The following is a 25050-nucleotide window of genomic DNA, read 5'->3' on the forward strand; positions in this document are numbered from 1 at the left end:
CACATGCACCACGCAACTAGGCTGGGCCACATGCTGATTGGTTCGCACGTCGACAACACCGATCCTCTGGCCGCGGCCGCCGCCGACGGTGCCGATGTGGTGCAGTTCTTCCTCGGCAACCCGCAGAGCTGGAAGAAACCCGCGCCGCGCGAGGACGCCGAGATCCTGCGCGCCGCGACGGTGCCGCTGTACGTCCACGCGCCGTACCTGATCAACGTCGCATCGGCCAACAACAAGGTGCGCATCCCGTCGCGCAAGATCCTCCAGGACACGTGCGATGCCGCGTCCGAGATCGGCGCGACGGCCGTGATCGTGCACGGCGGACACGCCGACGACAACGACATGGACGCCGGCTTCGAGCGGTGGGTGAAGGCGCTCGACGCCCTCAAGACCGACATGCCCGTGTACCTCGAGAACACCGCCGGCGGCGATCACGCCATGGCGCGGCACTTCGACACCATCGCGCGGCTGTGGGACCGCATCGGCGACAAGGGCATCGGTTTCTGCCTGGACACCTGCCATGCGTGGGCGGCGGGGGAGGCGCTGGTCGACGCGGTGGAGCGCATCAAGTCGATCACCGGGCGCATCGATCTGGTGCACTGCAACGACTCCCGTGACGCCGCCGGTTCCGGGGCCGACCGGCACGCGAACTTCGGTTCGGGCCAGATCGACCCGCAGTTGCTGGCAGCGGTGGTCCGCGCTGCGGACGCTCCCGTCATCTGCGAGACGTCCGAGGACGGCCGCAAGGACGACATCGCGTTCCTCCGCGAGAACGTTTAGTCAGCACCGACAATTGTGATAAACCCGTCGGGTGCAAGACGCCAACACTGAGGTAACAGAGACACCCGACGCCGGTTACGAGCGTGGCCTGTCCGCCAGAACCGTGCAGATGATCGCGATCGGCGGGGCCATCGGTACCGGCCTGTTCTACGGCGCCGGCGGGGCCATCGAGAAGGCCGGTCCGGCGCTGATCCTGGCGTACCTCACGGCGGGCCTGGCCGTGTTCGTCATCATGCGCGCGCTCGGTGAGCTGCTGGTCTACCGCCCGGTGTCGGGCAGCATCTCGGAATACGCCGAGGAGTTCATGGGCCGGTTCGCCGGGTTCGCGAACGGCTGGACGTACTGGGCGGTGTGGGCCACGACGTGCATGGCCGAGATCACGGTCGCCGGCAAGTACGTGCAGTACTGGCCATGGGGGCACGACATCCCGCAGTGGGTGACGGCGCTGGTCGTCCTGCTGGTGTTGTTCGTGGCCAACCTGATCTCGGTGAAGATCTTCGGTGAGGCCGAGTTCTGGTTCTCGATGATCAAGGTGACCGCGATCATCGGCATGATCATCATCGGCATCGGTGTGCTGCTGCCGATCGCCGGCTTCGGCCCGGCCACCGGCCCGAGCCTGAACAACCTGTGGAACGACGGCGGCTTCTTCCCGACCGGGTTCAGCTCGGCGTTGCTGAGCCTGCAGATCGTGGTGTTCGCCTACGTCGGCGTCGAGCTCGTCGGTGTCACCGCGGGCGAGGCCGAGAACCCGAAGGTGACGCTGCGCAAGGCGATCAACACGCTGCCCTTCCGCATCGGCCTGTTCTACGTCGGCGCCCTGATCGTCATCCTGTCGATCCAGGGCTGGCGGCACTACCACGCCGGCCAGAGCCCGTTCGTCGCGGTGTTCCAGTACCTGAACATCCCCGCCGCCGCGGGCATCGTGAACTTCATCCTGCTGACGGCGGCGCTGTCGTCGTGCAACTCGGGCATCTATTCGACGGGCCGCATGGTGCGCAGTCTCGCCCAGCGTGGCGATGCGCCCGCCGGTCTGCAGTCGCTGAGCAGCCGGCACGTACCGATGCTCGCCATCTGCTTCTCGGCCCTCACCATGGGCGTCGGCGTCCTGGTGAACTACCTGTCGCCGGACAAGGCGTTCGCCTACATCACCTCGGTGTCGACCATCGGCATCATCTTCGTGTGGGGCTCGATCCTGGTGTCGCACTTCATCTATCGCCAGCGGGTGGCCGCCGGCGTGCTGCCGGCGTCGGACTACCGCCTGCCGGGCGCGCCCTACACGACGTTCCTGGCGCTCGGGTTCCTGGCGCTCGTCGTCGTGCTGCTGTTCTTCACCGACGACGGACGCACGGCGATCCTCGTGGGTGCCATCTGGTTCGTCATCGTGACGCTGGGTTACTTCGTGCACCGCGGCGACCGTGCCACCGAGGTCGTGACGCGGCACTAGCAAATCGCAGCCCCGACGCGGCACCGCCTACGGCTGCAACGACAGCCAGGTGCCGTGGTCGGCGATGCGCAGGGCGGCGGTGATACCGGCGTCGTCGAAGGCGCGTGCGATGTCGTCGCGGCCTTCGGTGAAGTGTGCCCAACCGTCGTAGTGAACAGGGATGTTGACCGGGGCGCCCAGAACCGCGGCGGCGGCCGCGGTTCGGATGCTGTCGAGACTGACCGGTCGATGCCGGAACTTTCCGGGCACGCGGGCGGCGCCGGCGTGCAGGATGGCTGCGTCGATGGTGCCGACGCGACGGGCGATCTCGGCGACAGTGCGAAGGGAGGCGTTGTCGCCGCTGATGTAGACGGTGGGCACCGTGCTGCCGGAAAGCACGAACCCGATGACTTCGCAGTTGACGTACCCGTCGGGGTCCCGGTCACCGTCTTCGGGCCCGTGGACGGCAGGGACGGCGGTGACGTTGAACTCGCCGGTGTCGGGCCGGGTGAGGGTGTAGGTGCTCCACGGTCGCAATCCGACGGCTGGGCTGCCGAGGCGTCTGGCTGCGCCCATGGTGGTGAGCAGCAACGGCGCGTTCTTGGCGAAGGCGCGGCCGCGCTCGTCGAAGTTGTCAGCGTGGTTGTCGTGGCTGACGAGGACGACGTCGACGGTGCCGATTTGTTCCTCGGTGACGGCCGGGCCTTGGGTTTTCGTCAAGTACCCCTGTGGCCCGGGGGCGTCGAAGGTCGGGTCGCTGACGATGCGTAGTCCGCCGAGATCGAGCACGGTGGTCGGGCCGCCGACAACCAATGCAGCACAACCTTGTTGGGCCAGAGGCATGGTGGGGCTCCTGGGAGTTGCGTGTCTGCTGACCGCCGGCACTCATCGGTCAGCTTCGTCGCGAGTGTAATGAGATTTTTTCACTTGATGGCCCGACCGCGTTCGGCCATTCATATATACAGTTCTTGTGCGACTGTCGTAAAAGTGTAATAGTGGGGATATGGCTGATACGCACGTCGTCACCAATCAGGTTCCGCCCCTGGAGAACTACAACCCCGCCACCTTCCCGGCACTCGCCGAGGCCCTGATCCGCGAGGGCGGGGAGTGGGGCGTCGACGAGGTGCACGCCGTCGGCGAACTCGGCGGCAGCCGCAAAGCGCAGCGCTGGGGTGAACTCGCGGACCGCAACGTCCCGATCCTGCACACGCACGACCGCTACGGGCACCGCGTCGACGAGGTCGAATACGACCCCGCCTACCACCAGCTGATGAACGCCGCGGTGACGCACGGCCTGCACGGCGCACCGTGGGCCGACGACCGTCCCGGTGCGCACGTCGTCCGCGCGGCGAAGATGTCGGCCTGGACCCCGGAGCCGGGCCACGTCTGCCCGATCTCGATGACCTACGCCGTCGTCCCGGCGCTGCGGTTCAACCCCGAGCTGTCCAAGGTCTACGAACCGCTGCTGACCAGCCGGGTCTACGACCCCGAGCTGAAAGTGCCTGCCACCAAAGCCGGTATCACCGCCGGCATGTCGATGACCGAGAAGCAGGGCGGCTCCGACGTCCGCGCCGGCACCACGCAGGCCACCCCCAACGGCGACGGCAGCTACTCGCTGCGCGGCCACAAATGGTTCACCTCGGCGCCGATGGGCGACATGTTCCTCGTCCTCGCGCAGGCGCCGGGCGGACTGTCGTGCTTCTTCCTGCCCCGCGTGCTGCCCGACGGCACCCGCAACCGCATGTTCATCCAGCGGCTCAAGGACAAGCTCGGCAACCACGCCAACGCCTCCAGCGAGATCGAGTACGACGGCGCCACCGTCTGGCTGGTCGGTGAGGAGGGCCGCGGCGTGCCGACCATCATCGAGATGGTCAACCTGACCCGCCTGGACTGCACGCTCGGCAGCGCCACGAGTATGCGCACCGGCCTGACGCAGGCCGTGCACCACGCCCAGCACCGCAAGGCCTTCGGGGCGTACCTGATCGACCAGCCGCTCATGCGCAACGTGTTGGCCGACATGGCCGTCGAGGCCGAGGCCGCCACCATGCTGGCGATGCGCATGGCCGGCGCCACCGACCGCGCCGTCCGCGGCGACGAACGCGAATCCCTGTTCCGCCGAATCGGTCTGGCCGCGGCCAAGTACTGGGTGTGCAAGCGCGCGACGCCGCACGCGGCAGAGGCGATGGAGTGCTTCGGCGGCAACGGCTACGCCGAGGAATCCGGCATGCCGCGGCTGTACCGCGAAGCCCCGCTGATGGGCATCTGGGAAGGTTCGGGCAATGTCAGCGCGCTCGACACGCTGCGGGCCATGGCGACAAAGCCCGAGTGCATCGAGGTGCTGTTCGACGAGTTGGCGCAGGCACAGGACCCCCGTCTGGACGCCCACGTCAACGCGCTCAAGGCACAGCTCACCGATCCGGCGACCCTCGAATACCGCGGACGCAAGGTGGCCGAGGACATTTCGCTGGCCCTGCAGGGCGCGCTGCTGGTGCGCCACGGTCACCCCGCGGTGGCCGAGGCATTCCTCGTCAGCCGCCTCGACCGCCAGTGGGGCGGCGCGTTCGGCACGCTGCCGACCGGCCTCGACCTCGCGCCCATCATCGAACGCGCCCTCGTCAAGGGCTGATTTCAACTGCCGAGCAGGCGCAAAACTGTCCCGATATCCCCGTTTGGGACAGTTTTACGCCTGCCCGCGGGAAGGCTGAGCTGGTGGATTTCGACAACCTGAAGACCATGACCTACGAGGTCGCCGATCGCATCGCCCGGATCACGTTCAACCGGCCGGAGAAGGGCAACTCGATCGTCGCGGACACCCCGCTGGAGCTGGCCGCGTGCGTCGAACGGGCCGACCTCGATCCGAACGTGCACGTGATCCTGGTGTCCGGCCGGGGTGAAGGCTTCTGTGCCGGTTTCGATTTGAGCGCGTACGCCGACGGCACGGGAGCCGCCGGCGGCGCCGAGCATCAGGGCACGGTGCTCGACGGCAAGACGCAGGCCGTCAACCACCTGCCGAACCAGCCCTGGGACCCGATGATCGACTACCAGATGATGAGCCGGTTCGTCCGTGGCTTCTCCAGCCTGATGCACTGCGACAAACCGACCGTGGTGAAGATTCACGGCTACTGCGTGGCCGGCGGCACGGACATCGCGCTGCACGCCGACCAGGTGATCGCGGCGTCCGACGCCAAGATCGGCTACCCGCCCATGCGCGTCTGGGGTGTGCCGGCGGCCGGGTTGTGGGCGCATCGCCTGGGTGACCAGCGCGCGAAACGTCTGCTGTTCACGGGGGATTGCATCACCGGCGCGCAGGCGGCCGAATGGGGTTTGGCGGTCGAGGCCCCCGAGCCCGAGGACCTGGATGAACGCACCGAGCGGCTCGTCGCCCGGATCGCGGCGATGCCCGTCAACCAGCTGATCATGGCGAAGCTGGCGTGCAACACGTCGCTGCTGCAGCAGGGGATCGCGACCAGCCGCATGGTCAGCACGGTGTTCGACGGCATCGCCCGCCACACGCCCGAGGGGCACGCGTTCGTCGCCGACGCCGTCGAGCACGGGTTCCGGCAGGCGGTGCGGCACCGCGATGATCCGTTCGGTGACGCGGGCCGGGTTGCCTCCGGGGTCTGACGGCCATGGCTGATCTGAAGCGGATGACCGCCCGGTCGGTGGTGCTCAGCGTGCTGCTGGGTGCCCACCCGGCGTGGGCGTCCGCGGCCGAGTTGGTCCGGCTCACTTCGGATTTCGACATCAAGGAGCAGACGCTGCGGGTGGCGCTGACGCGGATGGTCAGCGCCGGCGACCTGGTGCGCTCGGCCGACGGCTACCGGCTCGCCGACCGCCTGCTGGCCCGGCAACGCCGGCAGGATGCCGCCATCGACCCGAAAACCAAGCCCTGGCGAGGTGACTGGACGACGGTCGTCATCACCACCATCGGGGCCGATGCCCGGACCCGGGCGGACCTGCGAAACGACCTGCTGCAGAACAGGTTCGGAGAGCTCCGCGAGGGTCTGTGGCTGCGGCCGGCCAATCTGGCCGGTGAGTTGCCGGAGGAGATCACGGCGAACGCCCGGGTCCTGACCAGTCGGGACGACGACCCCGCCGGCCTGGCCGCCGTCCTGTGGGACCTGCCCGCCTGGGCCGCGACCGCCCGCCAACTGCTCGACGAGATCGCCTCGGCCGCCGACGTTCCCGGCCGGTTCGTGGCGGCGGCCGCCATCGTCCGGCACCTGTTGGCCGACCCCGTGCTACCTGCCGAACTGCTCCCGGCCGACTGGCCCGGCGAGCACCTACGGCAGGCCTATGCAGACTTCGCCGCCGAACTGGTGGCGCGGCGCGACGAACCGATGGAGGCATGATGACCGAACCCGTGCGTGTCGAGAAGAACGGACCGGTGACGACGGTCATCATCGACCGGCCCCAGGCCCGCAACGCCGTCAACGGACCGACGGCAGCAGCGCTGTACCAGGCGTTCGACGAGTTCGACCGCGACGACTCGGCCGCCGTGGCCGTGTTGTGGGGCGACCACGGAACCTTCTGCGCCGGAGCGGATCTCAAGGCGTTCGGCACCCCGGAGATGAATCAGACGCACCGCACGGGCCCGGGGCCGATGGGCCCGAGCCGGATGATGCTGTCCAAACCGGTGATCGCCGCGGTCAGCGGCTACGCCGTCGCCGGCGGGCTCGAGCTCGCGGTGTGGTGCGACCTGCGGGTCGTCGAGGAGGACGCGACGTTCGGCGTGTTCTGCCGGCGCTGGGGTGTCCCGCTCATCGACGGTGGCACGGTCCGGTTGCCGCGGCTGATCGGACATAGCCGCGCGATGGACCTGATCCTCACCGGCCGGTCCGTCGATGCTGCCGAGGCGCTGCAGATCGGCCTGGCCAACCGCGTCGTGCCGCACGGGCAGGCCCGCGCGAAGGCCGAAGAACTGGCGCACCAGCTGGCGGCGCTGCCGCAGTTGTGTCTGCGCGCCGACCGGATGTCCGCGCTGCGGCAGTGGGGCGAATCCGAGGAATCCGCAATGGAATTCGAGTTCGCCAGCCTGGCGCAGGTGGCCGAGGAGTCGCTCGCGGGCGCGCAGCGGTTCGCCGGGGGAGCGGGCCGGCACGGCGCTCAGGCGTGAGCGCTAACCCTTGGTGACGGTGTTGCCGGTGCCGGTGTTGGAAACCTTCGGCGAGCCGTCCTTGTAGGTGACGGTGGCGTGCATGCCGACGACGTCGAGCTCCTGGTCGACCTTGTCGAACGTCACCTTGTTGTCGGTGCCGCCGATGTTCGCCTTCGCACAGGTGCCCTTGACGGTCAGCGTGTTGTTGGCGCCGCCCACGGTCAGCGATTTGCCGGTGCCGCAATCGATTTCCCGGGTGGTGCCGACGGCGCTGTAGTTGATGGTGTTGCCCACCTCGACCTGCGCCGTCGTCGGCGCAGCCGAGGTGCCTGCCGTAGACGAACTGCTGCCCCCGGTCTTGTTGTCCTGCGATCCGCAGCCGGTCAGCAGTAGAGCGGCCGCGGCGGCGACGCCCGCCGCCATCGCGATTCGGTTGGGGTTCATACGGTGTCCCTCCCTGTCGGCGTTGTCGGCACCTGGTGCGGGCCTGGTCAGGGAATCTTGGCGAGTCGATTACCCAAACCGAGTTGGCGCCCGACGTCGATGAGTGCCGGATCCCCATTGTGGAATATGACCGTCTGATTGAAGCCGTAGGCGGTGACGTCGTTGACGATCGTGTCGGCGATGACGGTGTTCGACGAGCCCTGCACGGTGACGGCCCAGCAGGTGCCGAACGCGGTGATGGTGTTGCCGCTGCCGTTGACGAGCAGGGTGCCGTTGTGGCAGTCGAGGGTCTGGGTGATGCCCGTGCCGACGATGTGGGTGTCATCGTTGATCGCGGCGGCGTTCGGTGCACCGACCGTGAACGGGACCGTCAGCAGCCCGGCAAGCAATGCGGTTCCCCATGCTTTGCGACTCACGATGGTTCCCTTCGTTCTGGTCCGCGATGATGTGCACCGGGGTGCGGTATCTGGGAGCCTACGTTGCGAGGCACGTGCTGCGGAGTGGGTTCGTCCGTTCTGTGGGACTCGCCATGAGACGCGGTTACAAGATTCGCCCAAATGGCGACGTATCTGCAGCGTCCAGAGGTTAGAGTCATTAGTTAACCGACCGCGCCGCGGTCCGTGGAATCACGATAGAACACCGGAGGAACGGGCAGATGGCACCTCGGCCAGAGTCGCAAGCGGTTGGGGATGCCCGACCGGCTGCGCCGGCGCGGTCGCGGGCGACGGCGCGTGCCACCAAGCTCAGCCGGGACTCGATCGTCAGCGCCGCGCTGACCTTCCTCGACCGCGAGGGCTGGGACGCGCTGACCATCAATGCGCTGGCCAATCAGCTCGGCACCAAGGGCCCGTCGCTGTACAACCACGTGCAGAGCCTCGATGACCTGCGCCGCACCGTCCGGATGCGCGTCATCGACGACATCATCGGCATGCTCAACACGGTCGGCGAGGGCCGCAGCCGCGACGACGCGGTCATGGCCATGGCCAGTGCCTATCGCAGCTACGCCCATCACCATCCGGGCCGGTACTCGGCCTTCACGCGGATGCCGCTGGGTGGCGACGATCCCGAGTACACGGCCGCGACGCACGCGGCGGCCGGGCCTGTGATCGCGGTCCTGGCGTCGTACGGGCTCGACGGTGAGAACGCCTTCTACGCCGCCCTGGAGTTCTGGTCGGCCCTACACGGTTTCGTTTTGCTGGAGATGACGGGCGTGATGGACGGCGTCGACACCGACGCGGTGTTCACCGACATGGTGGTACGGCTGGCACGAGGGATGAACGAGCGCGACTCGGCTTGAGCGGGGGAGCGTCTGATGTCTGACGAGCACAGCGGCTGGCAGCCGCCCCAGCCACCGCAACAGCCCCAGCCACCGGCGGGCTGGGTGCCACCGGGAATGCCACCCGCATGGCCGCCGCCCGTGGCCGCGCAGTCCGGTGTGCCCCGCTGGCTGGTCGCCCTGGTCTTGGCGGTGCTGATCCTGAGCTATGGCGCGACGGTCTTCGTGACCAGGGACATCTGGCGCGCAGGCAAGCCTCGCCCGGTGGTCCACGCCGCGGTCGAGATTCAGGCGCCACCCGGAACGGCGCCGGATGCCCTCGCGCAGACCCGCAAGGTCGTCGAATCCCGGATCAACCACCTCGGTGGACGCGACGTGTCCGTCGAGCTGGACGGAAAGACTCTCGAGGTCACCGCCACCGACGTCACCGAGGCGCAGCTGCGCGGCGTCACCGCCGTCGGCCGCCTCCATATAAGGCCCGTCCTCCACACGATTGCGGCGCAACCAGACGGGACCACCGCACCTCGGGCTCCGCAGGTGGCCGACAGCCAGCGCATCGCCGATGAAAAGGCGCTGCGGCAGAGCACCCAGCCGCAGATCAGGTGTTGTCGCTGCAGTTCCAGGCCACGCGCTGTGGTCAGCCCGACGCGCTCGCCGACCACGACGACCCGACGCTGCCGCTCGTCACCTGCTCCGACGACGGCAAGCAGGTGTATCTGCTGGACAAGTCGATCATCAGCGGCGACCAGATCAAGGACGCCTCGGCGCGGCAGGGCGGGCAGCGCGGCGACTACGTCGTCTTCGTCACCTTCGACGACAAGGCGGCCGACGTCTGGTCGAGGTTCACCGCGGCCAACACCGGTATCCGGACCGCGTTCACGGTCGACACCCAGGTCGTCAGTGCACCGGCGCTGCTGGAACCCATCACGACGGGGCGCACCCAGATCCACGGGCAGTTCACCGCTGATTCGGCGAAGTCGTTCGCCGCGGTGGTGGTGGGCGGGCCACTGCCGCTGCCGATCTCGGTGCAGTCGGTGCGGGCGGATCAGATCGCGCCGTCGTTCTGGTCGGTACCACGCATCGCGGTTCTCGGCGGCGGGGTCGTGGTGATCTTCACCCTCATCATCGGAGTGGTTCTGATGGCCCGATGGGGGCCGCGCCAGCGGTAAGGTATTGATCACGCTCCCGGCTCTACCGCTCTGACCTGCGGTTTGAGCCCTCTGTCCGGGTTTGGATCGTGGCGGTCCGTACTGGTATCGTGGTGGTTCGTGCCTGGCCGACTTGGGCGCTTGCATTCATTGTGTTTGTAGGCATGCCTGCACGCCGGGCCAATTCGCATGTCCGTGGTGCACCGAAAGGTCTGTGCCTAGCCTCGTGCGACACGCCCGGACGCGGGGTATGCGATCGGACGAAAACCGCAGTACAGAGACTTAAACCGCAGTACGAACGCAACAGAGAAAGCCGATAGATGCCAACCATCAACCAGCTGGTCCGCAAGGGTCGCCACGACAAGACCGCCAAGGTCAAGACCGCGGCGCTCAAGGGCAGTCCGCAGCGTCGTGGTGTGTGCACCCGCGTGTACACCACCACCCCCAAGAAGCCGAACTCGGCGCTGCGCAAGGTCGCCCGCGTGAAGCTGACGAGCCAGGTTGAGGTCACGGCCTACATCCCGGGTGAAGGCCACAACCTGCAGGAGCACTCGATGGTGCTCGTGCGTGGCGGTCGTGTGAAGGACCTCCCCGGTGTGCGTTACAAGATCATCCGCGGCTCGCTGGACACCCAGGGTGTCAAGAACCGCAAGCAGGCACGCAGCCGTTACGGCGCCAAGAAGGAGAAGAGCTAATGCCACGCAAGGGTCCCGCGCCGAAGCGGCCGCTGGTCAACGACCCGGTCTACGGTTCGCAGCTGGTCACCCAGCTCGTCAACAAGGTGCTGCTGGACGGCAAGAAGTCGCTGGCCGAGCGCATCGTCTACGGCGCCCTTGAGCAGGCTCGTGAGAAGACCGGCACCGACCCCGTCGTGACGCTGAAGCGCGCCATGGACAACGTCAAGCCGTCCCTCGAGGTCCGCAGCCGCCGCGTCGGTGGCGCGACCTACCAGGTGCCGGTCGAGGTTCGTCCGGACCGTTCGACCACGCTGGCGCTGCGCTGGCTGGTCAGCTTCTCGAAGGCTCGCCGCGAGAAGACCATGGTCGAGCGCCTGGCCAACGAAATCCTGGATGCCAGCAACGGCCTGGGTGCCGCCGTCAAGCGACGCGAGGACACCCACAAGATGGCCGAGGCGAACCGGGCCTTCGCGCACTACCGCTGGTGACTCAATCGCCGGCCGCCAATGTCGGCGGCCGGCGCATCTGATTCACAACTGACCGCCCTCCCCGGGCGACGCGGATTTACTTAAAGCAACTGAAAGAGTGGGAATCTAGCCGTGGCACAGGACGTGCTGACCGACCTGAACAAGGTCCGCAACATCGGCATCATGGCGCACATCGACGCCGGCAAGACGACGACGACGGAGCGCATCCTCTTCTACACCGGTATCTCGTACAAGATCGGTGAGGTCCATGACGGCGCGGCCACCATGGACTGGATGGAGCAGGAGCAGGAGCGTGGTATCACCATCACCTCCGCTGCCACCACCTGTTTCTGGAACGACAACCAGATCAACATCATCGACACCCCGGGCCACGTCGACTTCACCGTCGAGGTGGAGCGTTCGCTGCGCGTGCTCGACGGTGCCGTCGCCGTCTTCGACGGCAAAGAGGGCGTGGAGCCGCAGTCCGAGCAGGTGTGGCGCCAGGCCGACAAGTACGACGTGCCGCGCATCTGCTTCGTCAACAAGATGGACAAGCTGGGCGCCGACTTCTACTTCTCGGTCCAGACCATGAAGGACCGCCTCGGCGCGAACGTCATTCCGATCCAGCTGCCGATCGGCTCCGAAGGTGACTTCGAGGGCGTCGTCGACCTGGTCGAGATGAAGGCCAAGGTCTGGCGCGGCGAGACCAAGCTCGGCGAGAAGTACGACGTCGTCGACATCCCGGCCGACCTTCAGGAGAAGGCCGAGGAGTACCGCACCGCCATGATCGAGGCGGTCGCCGAGACCGACGAGGCGCTGCTGGAGAAGTACCTGGGCGGCGAAGAGCTGACCATCGAGGAGATCAAGGGCGGTCTGCGCAAGCTCACCGTCACCAGCGCCGCGTACCCGGTGCTGTGCGGTTCCGCGTTCAAGAACAAGGGTGTGCAGCCCATGCTCGACGCGGTCATCGACTACCTCCCGACCCCGCTGGACGTCCCGGCCGCCGAAGGCCACGTCCCGGGCAAGGAAGACGAGATCATCTCGCGCAAGCCGTCGGCCGACGAGCCGTTCTCGGGCCTGGCGTTCAAGGTCGCCACGCACCCGTTCTTCGGCAAGCTGACCTACGTCCGCGTCTACTCGGGCAAGGTCGACTCCGGTGCCCAGGTCATCAACTCGACCAAGGGCAAGAAGGAGCGTCTGGGCAAGCTGTTCCAGATGCACTCCAACAAGGAGAACCCGGTCGAGTCGGCTGCCGCCGGTCACATCTACGCGGTCATCGGCCTCAAGGACACCACCACCGGTGACACCCTGTGCGACCCGAGCAACCAGATCGTCCTGGAGTCCATGACCTTCCCGGACCCGGTTATCGAGGTGGCCATCGAGCCCAAGACCAAGAGCGACCAGGAGAAGCTGGGCACGGCGATCCAGAAGCTCGCCGAAGAAGACCCGACCTTCAAGGTGCACCTGGACCAGGAGACCGGCCAGACCGTCATCGGCGGTATGGGCGAGCTCCACCTGGACATCCTGGTGGACCGCATGCGTCGCGAGTTCAAGGTCGAGGCCAACGTCGGTAAGCCGCAGGTCGCCTACCGCGAGACCATCCGCAAGGCCGTGCAGAACGTGGAGTTCACCCACAAGAAGCAGACCGGTGGATCGGGCCAGTTCGCGAAGGTCATCATCAACGTCGAGCCTTTCGTCGGCGAAGACGGTGCGACCTACGAATTCGAGAACAAGGTCACCGGTGGCCGCATCCCGCGTGAGTACATCCCGTCGGTGGATGCCGGTGCGCAGGACGCCATGCAGTACGGCATCTTGGCCGGCTACCCGCTGGTCAACCTCAAGGTGACGCTGCTCGACGGCGCCTACCACGACGTCGACTCGTCGGAAATGGCCTTCAAGGTCGCCGGTTCGCAGGCACTGAAGAAGGCTGCGTCTGCCGCGCAGCCGGTCATCCTGGAACCGATCATGGCCGTCGAGGTCACCACGCCCGAGGACTACATGGGCGACGTGATCGGCGACCTGAACTCCCGCCGTGGCCAGATCCAGGCCATGGAGGAGCGCAGCGGTGCGCGTGTCGTCAAGGCACAGGTTCCGCTGTCCGAAATGTTCGGCTACGTCGGCGACCTCCGGTCGAAGACCCAGGGCCGGGCGAACTACTCCATGGTGTTCGACTCGTACGCCGAAGTTCCGGCGAACGTGTCGAAGGAGATCATCGCCAAGGCGACGGGCCAGTAGTCTCTGACCCGTTCTGCTGCGGCAGACCACACAACTGAACACATCAACACTGCTTAACCAAAGCACCAACAAGTCCAGGAGGACACAGAAGTGGCGAAGGCGAAGTTCGAGCGGACGAAGCCGCACGTCAACATCGGGACCATCGGTCACGTTGACCACGGCAAGACCACGCTGACTGCAGCAATCACCAAGGTTCTGCACGACAAGTACCCCGATTTGAACGAATCGCGCGCATTCGACCAGATCGACAACGCGCCCGAGGAGCGTCAGCGCGGTATCACCATCAACATCTCGCATGTTGAGTACCAGACCGACAAGCGCCACTACGCCCACGTGGACGCCCCCGGTCACGCTGACTACATCAAGAACATGATCACCGGTGCCGCCCAGATGGACGGCGCAATCCTCGTGGTCGCCGCCACCGACGGCCCGATGCCGCAGACCCGTGAGCACGTGCTGCTCGCCCGCCAGGTCGGCGTGCCCTACATCCTCGTCGCGCTGAACAAGTCCGACATGGTTGAGGACGAGGAGCTCCTGGAGCTCGTCGAGATGGAGGTCCGCGAACTGCTGGCCGCTCAGGACTTCGACGAGGACGCCCCCGTGGTCCGCGTCTCGGCGCTGAAGGCGCTCGAGGGCGACGCCACCTGGGTGAAGTCGGTCGAGGAGCTCATGGAGGCCGTCGACGAGTCCATCCCGGACCCGGTTCGCGAGACCGACAAGCCGTTCCTGATGCCCGTTGAGGACGTCTTCACCATCACCGGTCGTGGCACCGTGGTGACCGGCCGTGTCGAGCGTGGCGTGATCAACGTCAACGAAGAGGTCGAGATCGTCGGCATCCGTCCGACCACGACCAAGACCACCGTCACCGGTGTCGAGATGTTCCGCAAGCTGCTCGACCAGGGCCAGGCCGGCGACAACGTCGGTCTGCTGGTTCGTGGTATCAAGCGCGAAGAGGTCGAGCGTGGCCAGGTCGTCGTGAAGCCCGGCACCACCACCCCGCACACCGAGTTCGAGGGCAGCGTCTACATCCTGTCCAAGGACGAGGGTGGCCGCCACACGCCGTTCTTCAACAACTACCGTCCGCAGTTCTACTTCCGTACCACGGACGTGACCGGCGTGGTTACCCTGCCCGAGGGCACCGAGATGGTCATGCCCGGTGACAACACCGACATCTCCGTCGTGCTGATCCAGCCGGTCGCCATGGACGAGGGCCTGCGTTTCGCCATCCGTGAGGGCGGTCGTACCGTCGGCGCGGGTCGCGTTACCAAGATCATCAAGTGATCTAGTTTTTCCAAGCGGAGCGCCGCTCACCCGAAAGGGTGGGCGGCGCTTTGTTTTGCGGTGAGAAAGAGGTGTCGACGCAGTGCTTTTACCGGCAGGATGGCAGGATCGTTCGCGATGGAGGGGAACACGATGAGGGGTGGCCTGTCGTGCGGGTGAACGTGCGGGCATTCACCGACACCGGGTTGCGGCGCAAGCGCAACGAAGACGCGGTGATGGTCGGCGGCTGGGTCAGCCAGACGCACAACGGTGTCCTGGTGGAGATGCGGATGCAGCCGGGCTCCCCGTTCGTCTGCGCGGTGTGCGACGGGATGGGCGGGCACGTCGGCGGCGACGTGGCGAGCCGGACGGCGCTGAGCATGATCGCGACGATGTCGCCGGGCTGGACCGGTGGCGACGACATCACGTCGTCGCTGTCGTACGTCAGCGACTGGCTGTACGACATGGGCCGTGACACCGAACTGGCCGGGATGGGTACCACCATCGCCGGTGTCTGCCTCACCGCCGACGAGGTGATCGTCTTCAATGTCGGGGACAGCCGGGTGTATTCGGTTTCGGGCGAGACGCTGACCCAGGTGTCGGTCGACGACGCCGTCCTCGACGCGTCGGGCCGGCCGACCAACATCATCACCCAGTCGCTCGGGCAGGGCGTGCCCATCGCTGCGCACCTGACCGCGACGCCGCTGCAGCCCGGGAGCTACCTGATGTGCTCTGACGGTGTGCACGGGCAGATGGAGCATCACGATCTGCAGGCGGCCACGGCGTGCAACGACCGGGGCGACGGTTCGGCCATCATCATCGGGACGGCGCGGGCCAACGGCGCCGCCGACAATTTCTCGTTCGTCCTGTTGGACGTCCTCGGCGACTGAGCCGCACTAGAGTCTCTCGCATCGGTTCAGCTGATCAAGGAGCGTGGCTGACATGTTGGTGCGTTACCTCAAAGCTCAGGTCATGGTCCTGCTGTGCGGCGGGCTGGTGGGCCCCATCTTCCTGGCGGTGTACTTCTACACCGGCCAGGACGAGTTGATGAAGTGGATGTTCTGGACGGGCCTGCTGGTCACGGCGATCGACGTACTGGTCGCGCTGGGGCTGGCCGGCTTCGGTCAGATGCGGTCGGCGGAGCGCGAGGAACTCGAGGCCAGCGGGATACTGGGGCTGGCCGAGGTCACCGGGATCGGGGAGACCGGTACCCGGGTCAACGACCAGCCACTGGTGAAGCTGAATCTGCACATCACGGGGCCGCAGCTGGCTCCGTTCGACGCGCAGGACAAGGTGCTGGCCTCGGTGAGCCGGTTGCCGATGATCACGGCCCGCAAGCTCGTCGTGATGGTCAACCCGGCGACCAACAAGTTCCACATCGACTGGGAGCGCAGCGCACTGGTGTCGGGCATGATGCCGGTCCGGCTGACCTCGGAGCAGGACGGCCGCACCTACGACCTGACCGGACGCTCTGGCCCGATCATGGACATCCTGCAGATTCTCAAGTCGAACGGGGTGGCGCTCAGCGGGATCGCCGACCTGCGGTCGAATCCGGTTGTGCGGCAACAGGTGATGGACGTGGTCCGGCGGGCCACGGCCGCCGAGCGCGCCCCGGCCCCGGCGCCGGCTGCGATGGCGCCGCCCGTCGCGCCACCGGCGCCGTCGACAGCGCAGCGGCTGCAGGAGATCGAGACGCTGCGCGCCATGGGCACCATCAGCGAGGCCGAGTACACCGCCAAGCGCGCCCAGATCATCGCCGAGTTGTAGCCGACGCGACCGCCTTTCGGGAGCCACTAGAACGCGTTCTAGTTTGGCTGCTAGCGTGGCGGTTGATTCCGGCGAGAAGCGATGAAGGGACTGGCAATGACGGCAGGCGGAGCACTCGAAGGCAAGGTGGCATTCATTACCGGGGCTGCCCGCGGGCAGGGCCGGGCGCATGCCATCCGGCTGGCGCGCGAGGGTGCCGACATCATCGCCATCGACATCTGTGGTCCCGTCTCGGACACCATCACCTACCCGATGCCGACGTCGGAGGATCTGGCCGAGACCGCCCGCCTCGTCGAGGCCGAAGGTCGCAAGGTCCTGGCCCGCGAGGTCGACATCCGCGACCTGGCCGCCCAGAAGCAGGTCGTCGCCGACGCCGTCGAGCAGTTCGGCCGGCTCGACATCCTCGTCGCCAACGCGGGTGTCCTGAGCTGGGGCCGGCTGTTCGAGATGGACGAAGACCAGTGGGACAGCGTCGTCGACGTCAACCTGTCCGGCACCTGGCGCACCATCCGGGCCGTCGTCCCGGCGATGATCGAGGCCGGCAACGGCGGATCGATCATCATCGTCAGCTCGTCGGCGGGCCTCAAGGCGACGCCGGGCAACGGCCACTACGCGGCCTCGAAGTTCGGTCTCGTCGGTCTGACCAACGCCCTGGCACTCGAGGTGGGCGAGTTCGGCATCCGGGTCAACTCGATTCACCCCTACTCGATCATGACGCCGATGATCGAGCCCGAGGCCATGGGCGCGATCTTCGCCAAGTTCCCGACCTACCTGCACAGCTTCGCGCCGATGCCGTACAAGCCCGTCGCGCATGACGGCAAGGCTGGGCTGCAGGAGTTCATGACGCCCGAAGAGGTCACCGACGTGGTGACCTGGCTGGCCGGCCCGGGCTCCGGGACCATCTCCGGTTCCCAGATCGCCGTCGACCGCGGCGTCATGAAGTACTGAGTTACGCCGCGACCTGCCCGACCAGTACGTCCGCGAATTCCGTTGCGCCGGCTGACACCCTGACCGCCGGCCGGCCGCAACCGGGTGCCGTCGTGCGCCGCAGTGCGGATTTGCCGTCGACGTCCACCGAGACGTCGCCGGCCTTGGTGATGGTGACATCGATTGTGTGCCAGTCGTTGTCGGGCGGTGCCGGGATCGGGCCCGAATCCGTGTCGGCAGGCCCGTCGACGGTGGCGAGCCCGACGGCGTAGCCGCCCGCCGCACTGCGGACGCGTCCGGTGAAGCGCAGCGAGCACGCCGGATCGCCGGGCTGGAGCAGTCCCGACCAGGCGGTCGTCGGGTTGGCGTGCGGGTCGAGGCGTACTGCCCGGCCGTTGTTGGTGAACGTGGTGTCGATGCCGCCGACGCGGGTCCAGGCGGTGAAGTCCGTCGGCACCGGTGGGTGCGTCGGCACGATGGTCAGGCCGTTGAACGACGTCGGCGTCGTGCTCGGTGCCGCCGCGTCGTCGCGCAGGGACTTCGTGGCGACCACCGTGCCGCCCGCCGCCAGGGCGACGACGGCGAGCACCGCACCGCCGATGATCCACCATTTCCGTTTTCCGGACCGCTGCGGCGGGCCTGGTTCTGTTGGGGCGTAACGGTATTGGTCGTCAACCCAGAGAGCCCATCCCGGTGGTGGCGGCGGCCACGAGGGATCCGGCTGCCAGTCCGGGCCCGGCCGCCAGTCAGGTGGAAACGGCGGCCAGTCGGGTGGCGGATTGAAGCGCATCCTATGGGTCTACCACCGCACACCCGGCGGTCCGGCCAGCACCTCGGCGAATCGGTCCATCGCCCAATCGATTTCGGACCGGGTGATCACCAGCGGCGGGGCGAACCGCAGGGTCGGTCCGTGGGTGTCCTTGGTCAGCACGCCGCGCTCGGCCAGTCGCAGGCTGACCTCCCGGCCGGTGCCGACGGCCGGATCGAGGTCGACGCCCGCCCACAGGCCCAGCCCGCGAACGGCCGTCACGCCGTGTCCGATCATCGCCGCCAGGCGGGCGTGCAGGTGCCGGCCGAGTTCGGTTGCCCTGGATTGGAATTCGCCACGCTGCAGCATGCCGACCACCGTGGTGCCGATGGCTGCGGCCAGCGGATTGCCGCCGAACGTCGAACCGTGCTCACCGGGGTGCAGCACGCCGAGCACGTCTTTGTCGGCCACCACTGCGGACAGCGGCACGACGCCGCCGCCCAGCGCCTTGCCCAGTACGTAGACGTCGGGCACCACGCCCCAGTGGTCGCACGCGAAGGTGCGGCCGGTACGGGCGAGGCCGGACTGGATTTCGTCGGCGATCATCAGGACGTGGCGTTCGGTGCACAGCGCGCGCACGCGGGGCAGATAGTCATCGGGCGGCACGATGATCCCGGCCTCGCCCTGGATCGGCTCGATCAGTACCGCAGCGGTGTCGTCATCGACGGCGGCTGCGAGCGCGTCGGCGTCCCCGAACGGCACCGACCGGAAACCCGGTGTGTACGGGCCGAAACCGCGCCGCGCCGTGTCGTCGTCGGAGAAGCTGATGATCGTCGTCGTGCGGCCGTGGAAGTTGCCCCGTGCCACGACGATGTTGGGCGCCGACACTCCTTTGACGTCCCGACTCCACTTGCGCGCGACTTTGACCGCGCTCTCCACGGCCTCGGCGCCGCTGTTCATCGGCAGCACCAGATCCTTGCCGCACAAATGGGCCAGGGCGGCGCAGAACGGGCCGAGGCGGTCGGAGTGGAAGGCACGGCTGACGAGCGTCACGGCGTCCAGCTGGGCGTGTGCGGTCGCCAGGATCTCGGGATTGCGGTGGCCGAAATTGACCGCCGAATACGCCGCCAGACAGTCCAGGTAGCTGCGTCCTTCCGGATCGGTGATCCACACCCCGTCGGCGGACGCCGCGACGACCGGCAGCGGGGCGTAGTTGTGCGCGGCGTAGCGGTCGTCGAGGGCGATCAGCTGAGCCGTGCTTTCCGGTGTTCCCGCAACGGCTTTCAGCATGACGTCGGGTACACCTCCAGGGTGCAGCACTTCACCGACCCGCCGCCCTTGAGCAACTCGGACAGGTCGACACCGACCGGCCGGAATCCGGCGTCGGCGAGCTGCGCGGCGAAGCCGGTGGCCGCGGCCGGATGTACGACGTTCAGTCCGTCGGACACCGCGTTCAGGCCGAGCACGTGGGCGTCGGCATCGGAAACCTCGATGGCGCCCGGAAACATCTTGCGCAGCAACGCCACCGACGTGGCGCCGAAGGCCGGGGGATAGAACGCGATGGTCTCGTCGTCGAGTACCGCCAGTGCGGTGTCGAGGTGGTAGAAGCGGGGGTTGACGAGCTGCAGGCTGACCAGAGGCAGCCCGGACAGCTTGGCCACCTCGTCGTGCGACTGGCGGTCGGTACGGAATCCGTAGCCGGCCAGGATCTTCGACCCGATGATCAGCAGGTCGCCCTGCCCCTCGTTGGTGTGCTCGGTGTACAGCGGGCAGTAGCCGTGGTCCATCATCCATCCGGCATAGGCCACCGATTCGCCGGCCCGCTGCGGGTAGGCGAATCGCGCGATGATGGCGACCTTCTCGAACCCGTCGTCGAGCACCAGTCCGCCGTTGGCGGCGTACACCATGTCGGGTAGTCCCGGAATCGGGTCGACCAGTTCGACGGTGTGGCCGAGGCTGCGGTACGTGCGGACCAGATGCTCCCACTGTCGCACCGCCAGCGCCGTGTCCACGGGGGTGGAGGTGTCCATCCACGGGTTGATCGCATATTCGACGGCGAAATGCGTCGGCCGGGTCATCACATAGTGCCGGGGGCGGGCCACCCGGTCCGGTCGCCAACCTGAATTTGGTGTCGCCATCTTGACGACATCAGTAATCGTCATAATTCGATGGTAGGAGCACTTCGTTACGCAAGCAATCGATGCTTGTTGCGCATTTGTAACGGATCTATTGTGTGATCACTCGCGATTCAACAATCTATTGCGTGAGGGAGGTGTGCGGCCGGTGGAAAGCGTCGACGAGACCGACGAGCGCATCCTGGCCGAGTTGGCGGACAACGCGCGCGCCACGTTCGCCGAGATCGGTGAACGGGTGGGCCTGTCGGCGCCCGCCGTCAAACGCCGGGTCGACCGGCTGCTGGCCACCGGCGTAATCCGCGGCTTCACGACGGTCGTCGACCGGAACGTGATCGGTTGGGGGACAGAGGCATACGTTCAGGTGTACTGCCACGGCACCATCACGCCGGCGCAGCTGCGGGAGGCCTGGGAGGGCATTCCCGAGGTGGTCTCGGCCGCCACGGTGACCGGCACGTCCGACGCGATCCTGCATCTCATGACGCGGGACATGCGGCATCTGGAGGCGGTGCTGGAGCGGATCCGGGGCAGTGCGGCGATCGAACGCAGCGAGAGCATCGTCGTGCTGTCGAACATCGTCGAGCGTCGGGTCGGTGGCTGGAGCCAGGCCTGAGCCCCTGCCGGAATGCTGAGCAGGTAAGCGCAGGGTGGCCTACCTCGCACCGGCCGCATCGTGTAAGAAAGCCGACGTGACTACAAACGGAGGCATCGTCATTGTCGGTGGCGGTCTGGCCGCTGCACGTACCGCTGAGCAGCTGCGCAAAGCGGAGTACGCCGGGCCGATCACACTGATCAGCGACGAGGTCCATCTGCCGTACGACCGGCCGCCGCTGTCCAAGGACGTGCTGCGCGCCGAGGTCGACGACACGACGCTCAAGCCCGCCGAGTTCTACGCCGAGAACGACATCACGCTGCTGCTGGGTTCGGGTGCGGTCAAGCTGGACACCGAGGCCCAGACGGTGACGCGCGCCAACGGCGACGTCGTCGCGTACGACGAGCTGGTCATCGCCACGGGTCTGGTGCCCCGCACCATCCCGTCGCTGCCCGCCCTCGACGGCATCCGGGTGCTGCGCACCTACGACGAGTCACTTGCGCTGCGCGAGCACGCCGGTTCGGCCAAGCGCGCCGTGGTGATCGGCGCCGGGTTCATCGGCTGCGAGGTGGCGGCGAGCCTGCGCAAGATGGGTGTCGAGGTGACGATCGTCGAGCCGCAGCCCACGCCGCTGGCGTCGGTGCTCGGCACCGAGATCGGTGAACTGGTGGCACGGCTGCACCGCGCCGAGGGTGTCGACGTGCGGTGCGGCGTCGGGGTCACCGGCGTGACGGGCACCGGTCACGTCGAGAAGGTGCAACTGGCCGACGGCACCGAACTGGACGCCGACGTCGTCGTCGTCGGCATCGGGTCGCGGCCGTCCACGGACTGGCTCGAAGGCAGCGGCATCGCTGTCGACAACGGCGTCGTGTGCGACGCCGCCGGCCGCACGAGTGCGCCGAACGTGTGGGCCATCGGTGACGTCGCCTCCTGGCGCGACGCGGCGGGACACCAAGTGCGCGTGGAACATTGGAGCAACGTGGCCGAGCAGGCGCGGGTGATCGTGCCGGCGATGCTGGGCCAGGATGCCACCGCCGCCGTCGTGGTGCCCTACTTCTGGAGCGACCAGTACGACGTCAAGATCCAGTGCCTGGGTGAGCCCAAGGCCGGCGACACCGTACACATCGTCGAGGACGACGGCCGCAAGTTCCTGGCGTTCTACGAGCGCGACGGCGCGGTCAGCGGCGTGGTCGGTGGTGGCATGCCGGGCAAGGTGATGAAGAACCGCGCCAAGGTCGCGGCCGCCGTCCCCATCGCCGACGTCCTCTAGCGAGACGTCCTCTAGCGATTTGTGCACGATTTTCCGCGCGGGGCGCGGAAAATCGTGCACAAGTCCCTCAGAAGGCGCCGAGGTAGAACCGGGCGCCCTGGTCGTCGGTGCACTCCGCTGACATGCCGTACGGCTGCCGGGACGGTTCGTCGATGACGGTGCCTCCGGCCTCGCGGACCCGCGCCACCGCGGCCTCGATGTCGGTCACCGTCCACATCGGGACGGCGACGGTCTGTGCGGCGCCGCCGGCCGCGCCGGACATGGGGTGGCAACCCTGCACTGCCCAGCCGTCCTCGATGCGCCCCGGTTCGAACGTCCAACCCAGCACCTCGCCGTAGAAGTCCCTGAACGCGGCCGAGTCGGTCACGTAGTACGTCATATACGAAAGTTCGCCTGGCCCTGCGCCGTTCAGCTCCGGCCGGGTAATGCCGGGCACCGGCTGGAACACCGCGAAGTCGGTGCCGAGTGCATCGGTGGCGTCGAGCGTCGCGCCCCACTCGTGCTGCTCGGGCGTGCCGACCTGACCGCCGGCGGCCAGGATCGCCTGCCGCGCCGCGTCGAGATCGCGCACCGCGTAGCAGCAGAACACCGTCTGCGGGCCGGTGGTCTCGAAGATGCCGGTGTGCATGCGGTTGCTCGTCACCTTGCGGGTGTCGGGGTCGTAGTCCCAGCCGAGCACGTGCCCGTAGAACGCGGCGGCCCGTTGGGCGTCCGGCGTCTGCACCGAGATGTAGCCGATGTCGCCGTGCTGGATCGGGACAGTGACGGGGACCGGTCCGGTGAGCATCCAGCGGTGCCCGAACGGGTCGATCACCACCGCGGTCCGCGAGCCGTGGGCGTCGTAGGGCTCGCGCTGCACCTGCGCGCCGTGTTGCCGGGCCTGCGCGAGCGCGGCGTCGGTGTCCGGCACATTGACCATCAGGCTCACCGAAACAGACTGTGCTGCTGGTGCTTTCAGGCCGAGCTCGGGGAACTCGTCGGCCAGGTACAGCACACCACCGGCCAGTGTCAGCTCGGCGTGCCCGATCCGGCCGTCGTCCATGACGATCGGTTCGCCGACGACGACGGCACCCAGCGCGTCGACGTACCAGGCGAGCGCGGCCCGCGCGTCGGCCACGGCGAGATAGGGCAGGGCCGCGGGCCGGGGCACCTCGACCGGGGCGGCGGCAGGTGCGTTCAGATCGGCGATGGCGGTGTCGGTTCCACTCATGACAACTCCTTTCGGGAGGGTGACGGCGGCTTCCAGGCGTGCCCGCAACCGGGCCGCGAAGGCCGGGTCCGGTGGCACGGGGCTTTCACCGCCGGCCAGGACCGTCAGTGGGTCGTGACTGTTGTGCATGGTCATGACGCACCTCCGTCCTGGTATTCGGTGTCCTGGTATTCGCTCCTGAATGCCCGCTTGGCCCGCACCAGCAGGGCCTCGGTGGCGTGCACGGTTCGTCCGATCAATTCGGCGCATTCGGGCACGGGGCGGTCATCCAGATATCGCAGTGTCAGCACCATGCGGTGCTGTTCGGGCAACCGGGCCAGCGCGGCCTCGGCGACGATGCGGTCCAGCTCGGCGTCCCAGTCGTCGAACGGCTCTGTGGGCTCGGGTGTTTCGGGTACGGGGACGGTGAAGCGGTCGTGCCTGCGCCGGTAGTGGTCGGCCAGCTTGTGCCGGGCCACCCCGATCAACCAGGGCACCGAGATCGCCGGTGGCGAATCCCGGCGGGCGGCGTCCATCGCCGCCAGAAATGTCTCCGACGTCAGGTCTTCCGCGGTGCCCCGGTCACCGCAGCGCCGCACGAAGTACCCGTAGACCACGGGCAGCGCCGTGTCGTACAGCGCCAGCAGCGTCTGCGGAGCATCACCGTCTGATTCGCCCCTCACACCCTTATCGTCGCGCCGGGCGCTCATTTTCCGACGCCCCAACCGCAACTTCTTGTGATTTGTGCACGGTTTTCCGCGCTGACCGCGGAAAACCGTGCACAAATCACACGGCGCGGATGCCGTCGCGGACGATGTCGAAGGCCTCGCCCAGCGCGTCGGGGAGCGAGACGGTCTCGTCGGCGAGCCACTGTTCGTAGGCGGTCAGCGCCACCCCGAGCACCGTCCACGCCACCGTCTGCGGCACCAGTGCCGTCGGCTTGGTGTCCAGCCGGCGCGCGACGAATGCCGCGATGACGCCGCGCCAGCCCGCGTACATCGTCATCGAGTAGGCCTGCAGCGCGTCGGTCTGCAGGATCACCTGCATCCGGCGCCGGTGCCGGGGTGTCTCGGATTCGTCAAAGCTGTTGAATTCCAACAATGCCGAGCGCAGGGCGGCGTCCAGCGGAACGTCGTGGGGGACGGCGTTCAGCAGGTCCCGCAGGTTGGTCAGACTCGCGTCGAAATCGGCCCAGGGGATGGCATTCTTCGACGAGAAGTACCGGAACAGGGTGCGCCGGGAGATGCCGGCGGCGTGGGCGACGTCGTCGACGCTGACGTCGTCGAAGCCGCGGGTCGCGAACAGCTCGAGGGCCACATGGGTGATGTGGTCGCGCGTGGTGGAACGGCGACGGCCCACGCGGCCGTGCGTTGGGGCGGCCCCGCCATCGTGCACGGGACGCTCGGTTTCGGTCCTCATCAGACCCGCCCTTCCTTTTCGGCACTCGATGCCATATTCTTGCGACTTGGATCACAGTTGTCGAGTCCCGACAACTGCCACGGTAGCGAAAGGGGCGATCCATGGACTCGAATCAGCAGGCTAATTCCGACACCGAACTGGTCACCGAGACTCTGGTCGAAGAGGTCTCGATCGACGGTATGTGCGGGGTCTACTGAC

The 25050-nt window shown here is 67.3% G+C and carries 27 protein-coding genes; 18 read left to right on the forward strand and 9 right to left on the reverse strand.

The window, feature by feature from the left end; genetic code table 11:
- Positions 1-30 precede the first annotated feature (30 nt).
- Entirely contained in the window at positions 31-780 is a 750-nt protein-coding gene (locus H289_RS0113655) for a deoxyribonuclease IV (RefSeq protein WP_020101360.1), read from the forward strand.
- 31 nt (positions 781-811) lie between these two features.
- On the forward strand, positions 812-2224 hold the full coding sequence (locus tag H289_RS0113660) for an amino acid permease (protein ID WP_020101361.1): 1413 nt from the start codon (positions 812-814) through the stop codon (positions 2222-2224).
- 27 nt (positions 2225-2251) lie between these two features.
- Here the strand turns inward: H289_RS0113660 and H289_RS0113665 are convergent, their stop codons facing one another.
- Positions 2252-3046, reverse strand: a complete 795-nt coding sequence (locus H289_RS0113665) for an MBL fold metallo-hydrolase (RefSeq protein ID WP_029105196.1) — start codon at positions 3044-3046, stop codon at positions 2252-2254.
- A gap of 160 nt (positions 3047-3206) precedes the next feature.
- Here H289_RS0113665 and H289_RS0113670 point away from each other — a divergent pair, with 160 nt between their 5' ends.
- The 4 genes from H289_RS0113670 to H289_RS0113685 all read left to right on the forward strand — a co-directional run bounded on the left by H289_RS0113670 (position 3207) and on the right by H289_RS0113685 (position 7319).
- Positions 3207-4829: an acyl-CoA dehydrogenase family protein gene (locus H289_RS0113670; protein WP_020101363.1), complete on the forward strand. Its 1623-nt coding sequence runs from the start codon at positions 3207-3209 to the stop codon at positions 4827-4829.
- Between the two features lie 80 nt (positions 4830-4909).
- Positions 4910-5827 (forward strand): crotonase/enoyl-CoA hydratase family protein, encoded by a 918-nt coding sequence (locus tag H289_RS0113675; RefSeq protein WP_036420552.1) that lies wholly within the window; start codon positions 4910-4912, stop codon positions 5825-5827.
- Positions 5828-5841: 14 nt separating this feature from the next.
- A complete protein-coding gene (locus H289_RS0113680; RefSeq protein WP_171024525.1) occupies positions 5842-6555 on the forward strand; it encodes a PaaX family transcriptional regulator C-terminal domain-containing protein in 714 nt (237 codons plus the stop codon).
- Positions 6555-7319 carry a crotonase/enoyl-CoA hydratase family protein gene (locus H289_RS0113685; protein ID WP_020101366.1) on the forward strand — a complete coding sequence of 255 codons (765 nt, stop codon included), beginning with the start codon at positions 6555-6557 and terminating at the stop codon, positions 7317-7319. Before H289_RS0113680 ends, H289_RS0113685 begins: the two co-directional genes overlap by 1 nt.
- A 3-nt stretch (positions 7320-7322) precedes the next feature.
- Here H289_RS0113685 and H289_RS0113690 read toward each other — a convergent pair whose 3' ends face one another.
- Positions 7323-7745 (reverse strand): DUF3060 domain-containing protein, encoded by a 423-nt coding sequence (locus H289_RS0113690; RefSeq protein WP_020101367.1) that lies wholly within the window; start codon positions 7743-7745, stop codon positions 7323-7325.
- 47 nt (positions 7746-7792) lie between these two features.
- A complete protein-coding gene (locus H289_RS0113695; protein ID WP_051128482.1) occupies positions 7793-8161 on the reverse strand; it encodes a DUF3060 domain-containing protein in 369 nt (122 codons plus the stop codon).
- Between the two features lie 239 nt (positions 8162-8400).
- Between H289_RS0113695 and H289_RS0113700 the strand changes: the two genes are divergently transcribed.
- From H289_RS0113700 to H289_RS0113740, 9 genes are all read left to right on the forward strand, one after another.
- Positions 8401-9042, forward strand: a complete 642-nt coding sequence (locus H289_RS0113700; protein ID WP_020101369.1) for a TetR/AcrR family transcriptional regulator — start codon at positions 8401-8403, stop codon at positions 9040-9042.
- A 581-nt stretch (positions 9043-9623) separates the two neighbouring features.
- Positions 9624-10190, forward strand: coding sequence for a SecDF P1 head subdomain-containing protein (locus H289_RS0113705; protein WP_020101370.1), 567 nt, complete (start codon positions 9624-9626; stop codon positions 10188-10190).
- Between the two features lie 299 nt (positions 10191-10489).
- Positions 10490-10864, forward strand: a complete 375-nt coding sequence (gene rpsL, locus H289_RS0113710; protein WP_020101371.1) for a 30S ribosomal protein S12 — start codon at positions 10490-10492, stop codon at positions 10862-10864.
- The gene (gene rpsG, locus H289_RS0113715; protein WP_020101372.1) at positions 10864-11334 is read left to right on the forward strand and encodes a 30S ribosomal protein S7; all 471 of its coding nucleotides are present in this window, start codon (positions 10864-10866) and stop codon (positions 11332-11334) included. The genes rpsL and rpsG overlap by 1 nt, the downstream gene beginning before the upstream one ends.
- Positions 11335-11445: 111 nt before the next feature.
- On the forward strand, positions 11446-13548 hold the full coding sequence (gene fusA / locus H289_RS0113720) for an elongation factor G (RefSeq protein WP_020101373.1): 2103 nt from the start codon (positions 11446-11448) through the stop codon (positions 13546-13548).
- A gap of 90 nt (positions 13549-13638) precedes the next feature.
- Positions 13639-14829: an elongation factor Tu gene (tuf, locus tag H289_RS0113725; protein WP_020101374.1), complete on the forward strand. Its 1191-nt coding sequence runs from the start codon at positions 13639-13641 to the stop codon at positions 14827-14829.
- Positions 14830-14978: 149 nt separating this feature from the next.
- A complete protein-coding gene (locus tag H289_RS0113730) occupies positions 14979-15698 on the forward strand; it encodes a PP2C family protein-serine/threonine phosphatase (protein ID WP_020101375.1) in 720 nt (239 codons plus the stop codon).
- 52 nt (positions 15699-15750) lie between these two features.
- Positions 15751-16575, forward strand: coding sequence for an SHOCT domain-containing protein (locus H289_RS0113735; RefSeq protein WP_020101376.1), 825 nt, complete (start codon positions 15751-15753; stop codon positions 16573-16575).
- 96 nt (positions 16576-16671) lie between these two features.
- Entirely contained in the window at positions 16672-17523 is an 852-nt protein-coding gene (locus H289_RS0113740; RefSeq protein ID WP_029105197.1) for a mycofactocin-coupled SDR family oxidoreductase, read from the forward strand.
- A gap of 1 nt (position 17524) precedes the next feature.
- Here the strand turns inward: H289_RS0113740 and H289_RS0113745 are convergent, their stop codons facing one another.
- Genes H289_RS0113745 through ddaH form a run of 3 tightly spaced genes read right to left on the reverse strand, consistent with a single transcriptional unit; the run spans position 17525 to position 20412 of the window.
- Positions 17525-18292 carry a hypothetical protein gene (locus H289_RS0113745; protein ID WP_155944130.1) on the reverse strand — a complete coding sequence of 256 codons (768 nt, stop codon included), beginning with the start codon at positions 18290-18292 and terminating at the stop codon, positions 17525-17527.
- A 9-nt stretch (positions 18293-18301) separates the two neighbouring features.
- Positions 18302-19540, reverse strand: coding sequence for an ornithine--oxo-acid transaminase (gene rocD, locus H289_RS0113750; RefSeq protein WP_020101379.1), 1239 nt, complete (start codon positions 19538-19540; stop codon positions 18302-18304).
- Positions 19534-20412, reverse strand: a complete 879-nt coding sequence (gene ddaH / locus H289_RS0113755) for a dimethylargininase (RefSeq protein ID WP_081633408.1) — start codon at positions 20410-20412, stop codon at positions 19534-19536. The genes rocD and ddaH overlap by 7 nt, the downstream gene beginning before the upstream one ends.
- Before the next feature lie 121 nt (positions 20413-20533).
- Here ddaH and H289_RS0113760 point away from each other — a divergent pair, with 121 nt between their 5' ends.
- Positions 20534-20995 (forward strand): Rv2324 family transcriptional regulator, encoded by a 462-nt coding sequence (locus H289_RS0113760; RefSeq protein ID WP_029105198.1) that lies wholly within the window; start codon positions 20534-20536, stop codon positions 20993-20995.
- 76 nt (positions 20996-21071) lie between these two features.
- Positions 21072-22244 (forward strand): NAD(P)/FAD-dependent oxidoreductase, encoded by a 1173-nt coding sequence (locus H289_RS0113765; RefSeq protein WP_029105199.1) that lies wholly within the window; start codon positions 21072-21074, stop codon positions 22242-22244.
- A 67-nt stretch (positions 22245-22311) separates the two neighbouring features.
- On the opposite strand, the gene H289_RS0113770 is transcribed toward H289_RS0113765, so the two are convergent.
- From H289_RS0113770 to mftR, 3 genes are all read right to left on the reverse strand, one after another.
- Entirely contained in the window at positions 22312-23583 is a 1272-nt protein-coding gene (locus tag H289_RS0113770) for a VOC family protein (RefSeq protein WP_029105200.1), read from the reverse strand.
- A gap of 2 nt (positions 23584-23585) precedes the next feature.
- Entirely contained in the window at positions 23586-24143 is a 558-nt protein-coding gene (locus tag H289_RS0113775; RefSeq protein WP_020101384.1) for an RNA polymerase sigma factor, read from the reverse strand.
- 76 nt (positions 24144-24219) lie between these two features.
- Positions 24220-24852, reverse strand: coding sequence for a mycofactocin system transcriptional regulator MftR (gene mftR / locus H289_RS0113780; protein WP_020101385.1), 633 nt, complete (start codon positions 24850-24852; stop codon positions 24220-24222).
- A gap of 101 nt (positions 24853-24953) precedes the next feature.
- Here mftR and mftA point away from each other — a divergent pair, with 101 nt between their 5' ends.
- Positions 24954-25049 (forward strand): mycofactocin precursor MftA, encoded by a 96-nt coding sequence (gene mftA / locus H289_RS32415; RefSeq protein ID WP_020101386.1) that lies wholly within the window; start codon positions 24954-24956, stop codon positions 25047-25049.
- Position 25050: the final 1 nt, after the last annotated feature.

This window comes from Mycobacterium sp. 360MFTsu5.1 (assembly GCF_000383495.1).
GTDB classification, from domain to species: Bacteria; Actinomycetota; Actinomycetes; order Mycobacteriales; family Mycobacteriaceae; genus Mycobacterium; species Mycobacterium mucogenicum_B.

Coding starts and splice junctions, on each gene's coding strand:
- H289_RS0113655 (WP_020101360.1), top strand. CDS start 31: ATGCTGATTGGTTCGCACGTCGACAACACCGATCCTCTGGCCGCGGCC.
- H289_RS0113665 (WP_029105196.1), bottom strand. CDS start 3,046: ATGCCTCTGGCCCAACAAGGTTGTGCTGCATTGGTTGTCGGCGGCCCG.
- H289_RS0113670 (WP_020101363.1), top strand. CDS start 3,207: ATGGCTGATACGCACGTCGTCACCAATCAGGTTCCGCCCCTGGAGAAC.
- H289_RS0113685 (WP_020101366.1), top strand. CDS start 6,555: ATGACCGAACCCGTGCGTGTCGAGAAGAACGGACCGGTGACGACGGTC.
- H289_RS0113690 (WP_020101367.1), bottom strand. CDS start 7,745: ATGAACCCCAACCGAATCGCGATGGCGGCGGGCGTCGCCGCCGCGGCC.
- H289_RS0113700 (WP_020101369.1), top strand. CDS start 8,401: ATGGCACCTCGGCCAGAGTCGCAAGCGGTTGGGGATGCCCGACCGGCT.
- rpsL (WP_020101371.1), top strand. CDS start 10,490: ATGCCAACCATCAACCAGCTGGTCCGCAAGGGTCGCCACGACAAGACC.
- rpsG (WP_020101372.1), top strand. CDS start 10,864: ATGCCACGCAAGGGTCCCGCGCCGAAGCGGCCGCTGGTCAACGACCCG.
- H289_RS0113735 (WP_020101376.1), top strand. CDS start 15,751: ATGTTGGTGCGTTACCTCAAAGCTCAGGTCATGGTCCTGCTGTGCGGC.
- H289_RS0113740 (WP_029105197.1), top strand. CDS start 16,672: ATGACGGCAGGCGGAGCACTCGAAGGCAAGGTGGCATTCATTACCGGG.
- H289_RS0113745 (WP_155944130.1), bottom strand. CDS start 18,292: ATGCGCTTCAATCCGCCACCCGACTGGCCGCCGTTTCCACCTGACTGG.
- rocD (WP_020101379.1), bottom strand. CDS start 19,540: ATGCTGAAAGCCGTTGCGGGAACACCGGAAAGCACGGCTCAGCTGATC.
- ddaH (WP_081633408.1), bottom strand. CDS start 20,412: ATGACGATTACTGATGTCGTCAAGATGGCGACACCAAATTCAGGTTGG.
- H289_RS0113770 (WP_029105200.1), bottom strand. CDS start 23,583: ATGCACAACAGTCACGACCCACTGACGGTCCTGGCCGGCGGTGAAAGC.
- H289_RS0113775 (WP_020101384.1), bottom strand. CDS start 24,143: ATGAGCGCCCGGCGCGACGATAAGGGTGTGAGGGGCGAATCAGACGGT.
- mftR (WP_020101385.1), bottom strand. CDS start 24,852: ATGAGGACCGAAACCGAGCGTCCCGTGCACGATGGCGGGGCCGCCCCA.
- mftA (WP_020101386.1), top strand. CDS start 24,954: ATGGACTCGAATCAGCAGGCTAATTCCGACACCGAACTGGTCACCGAG.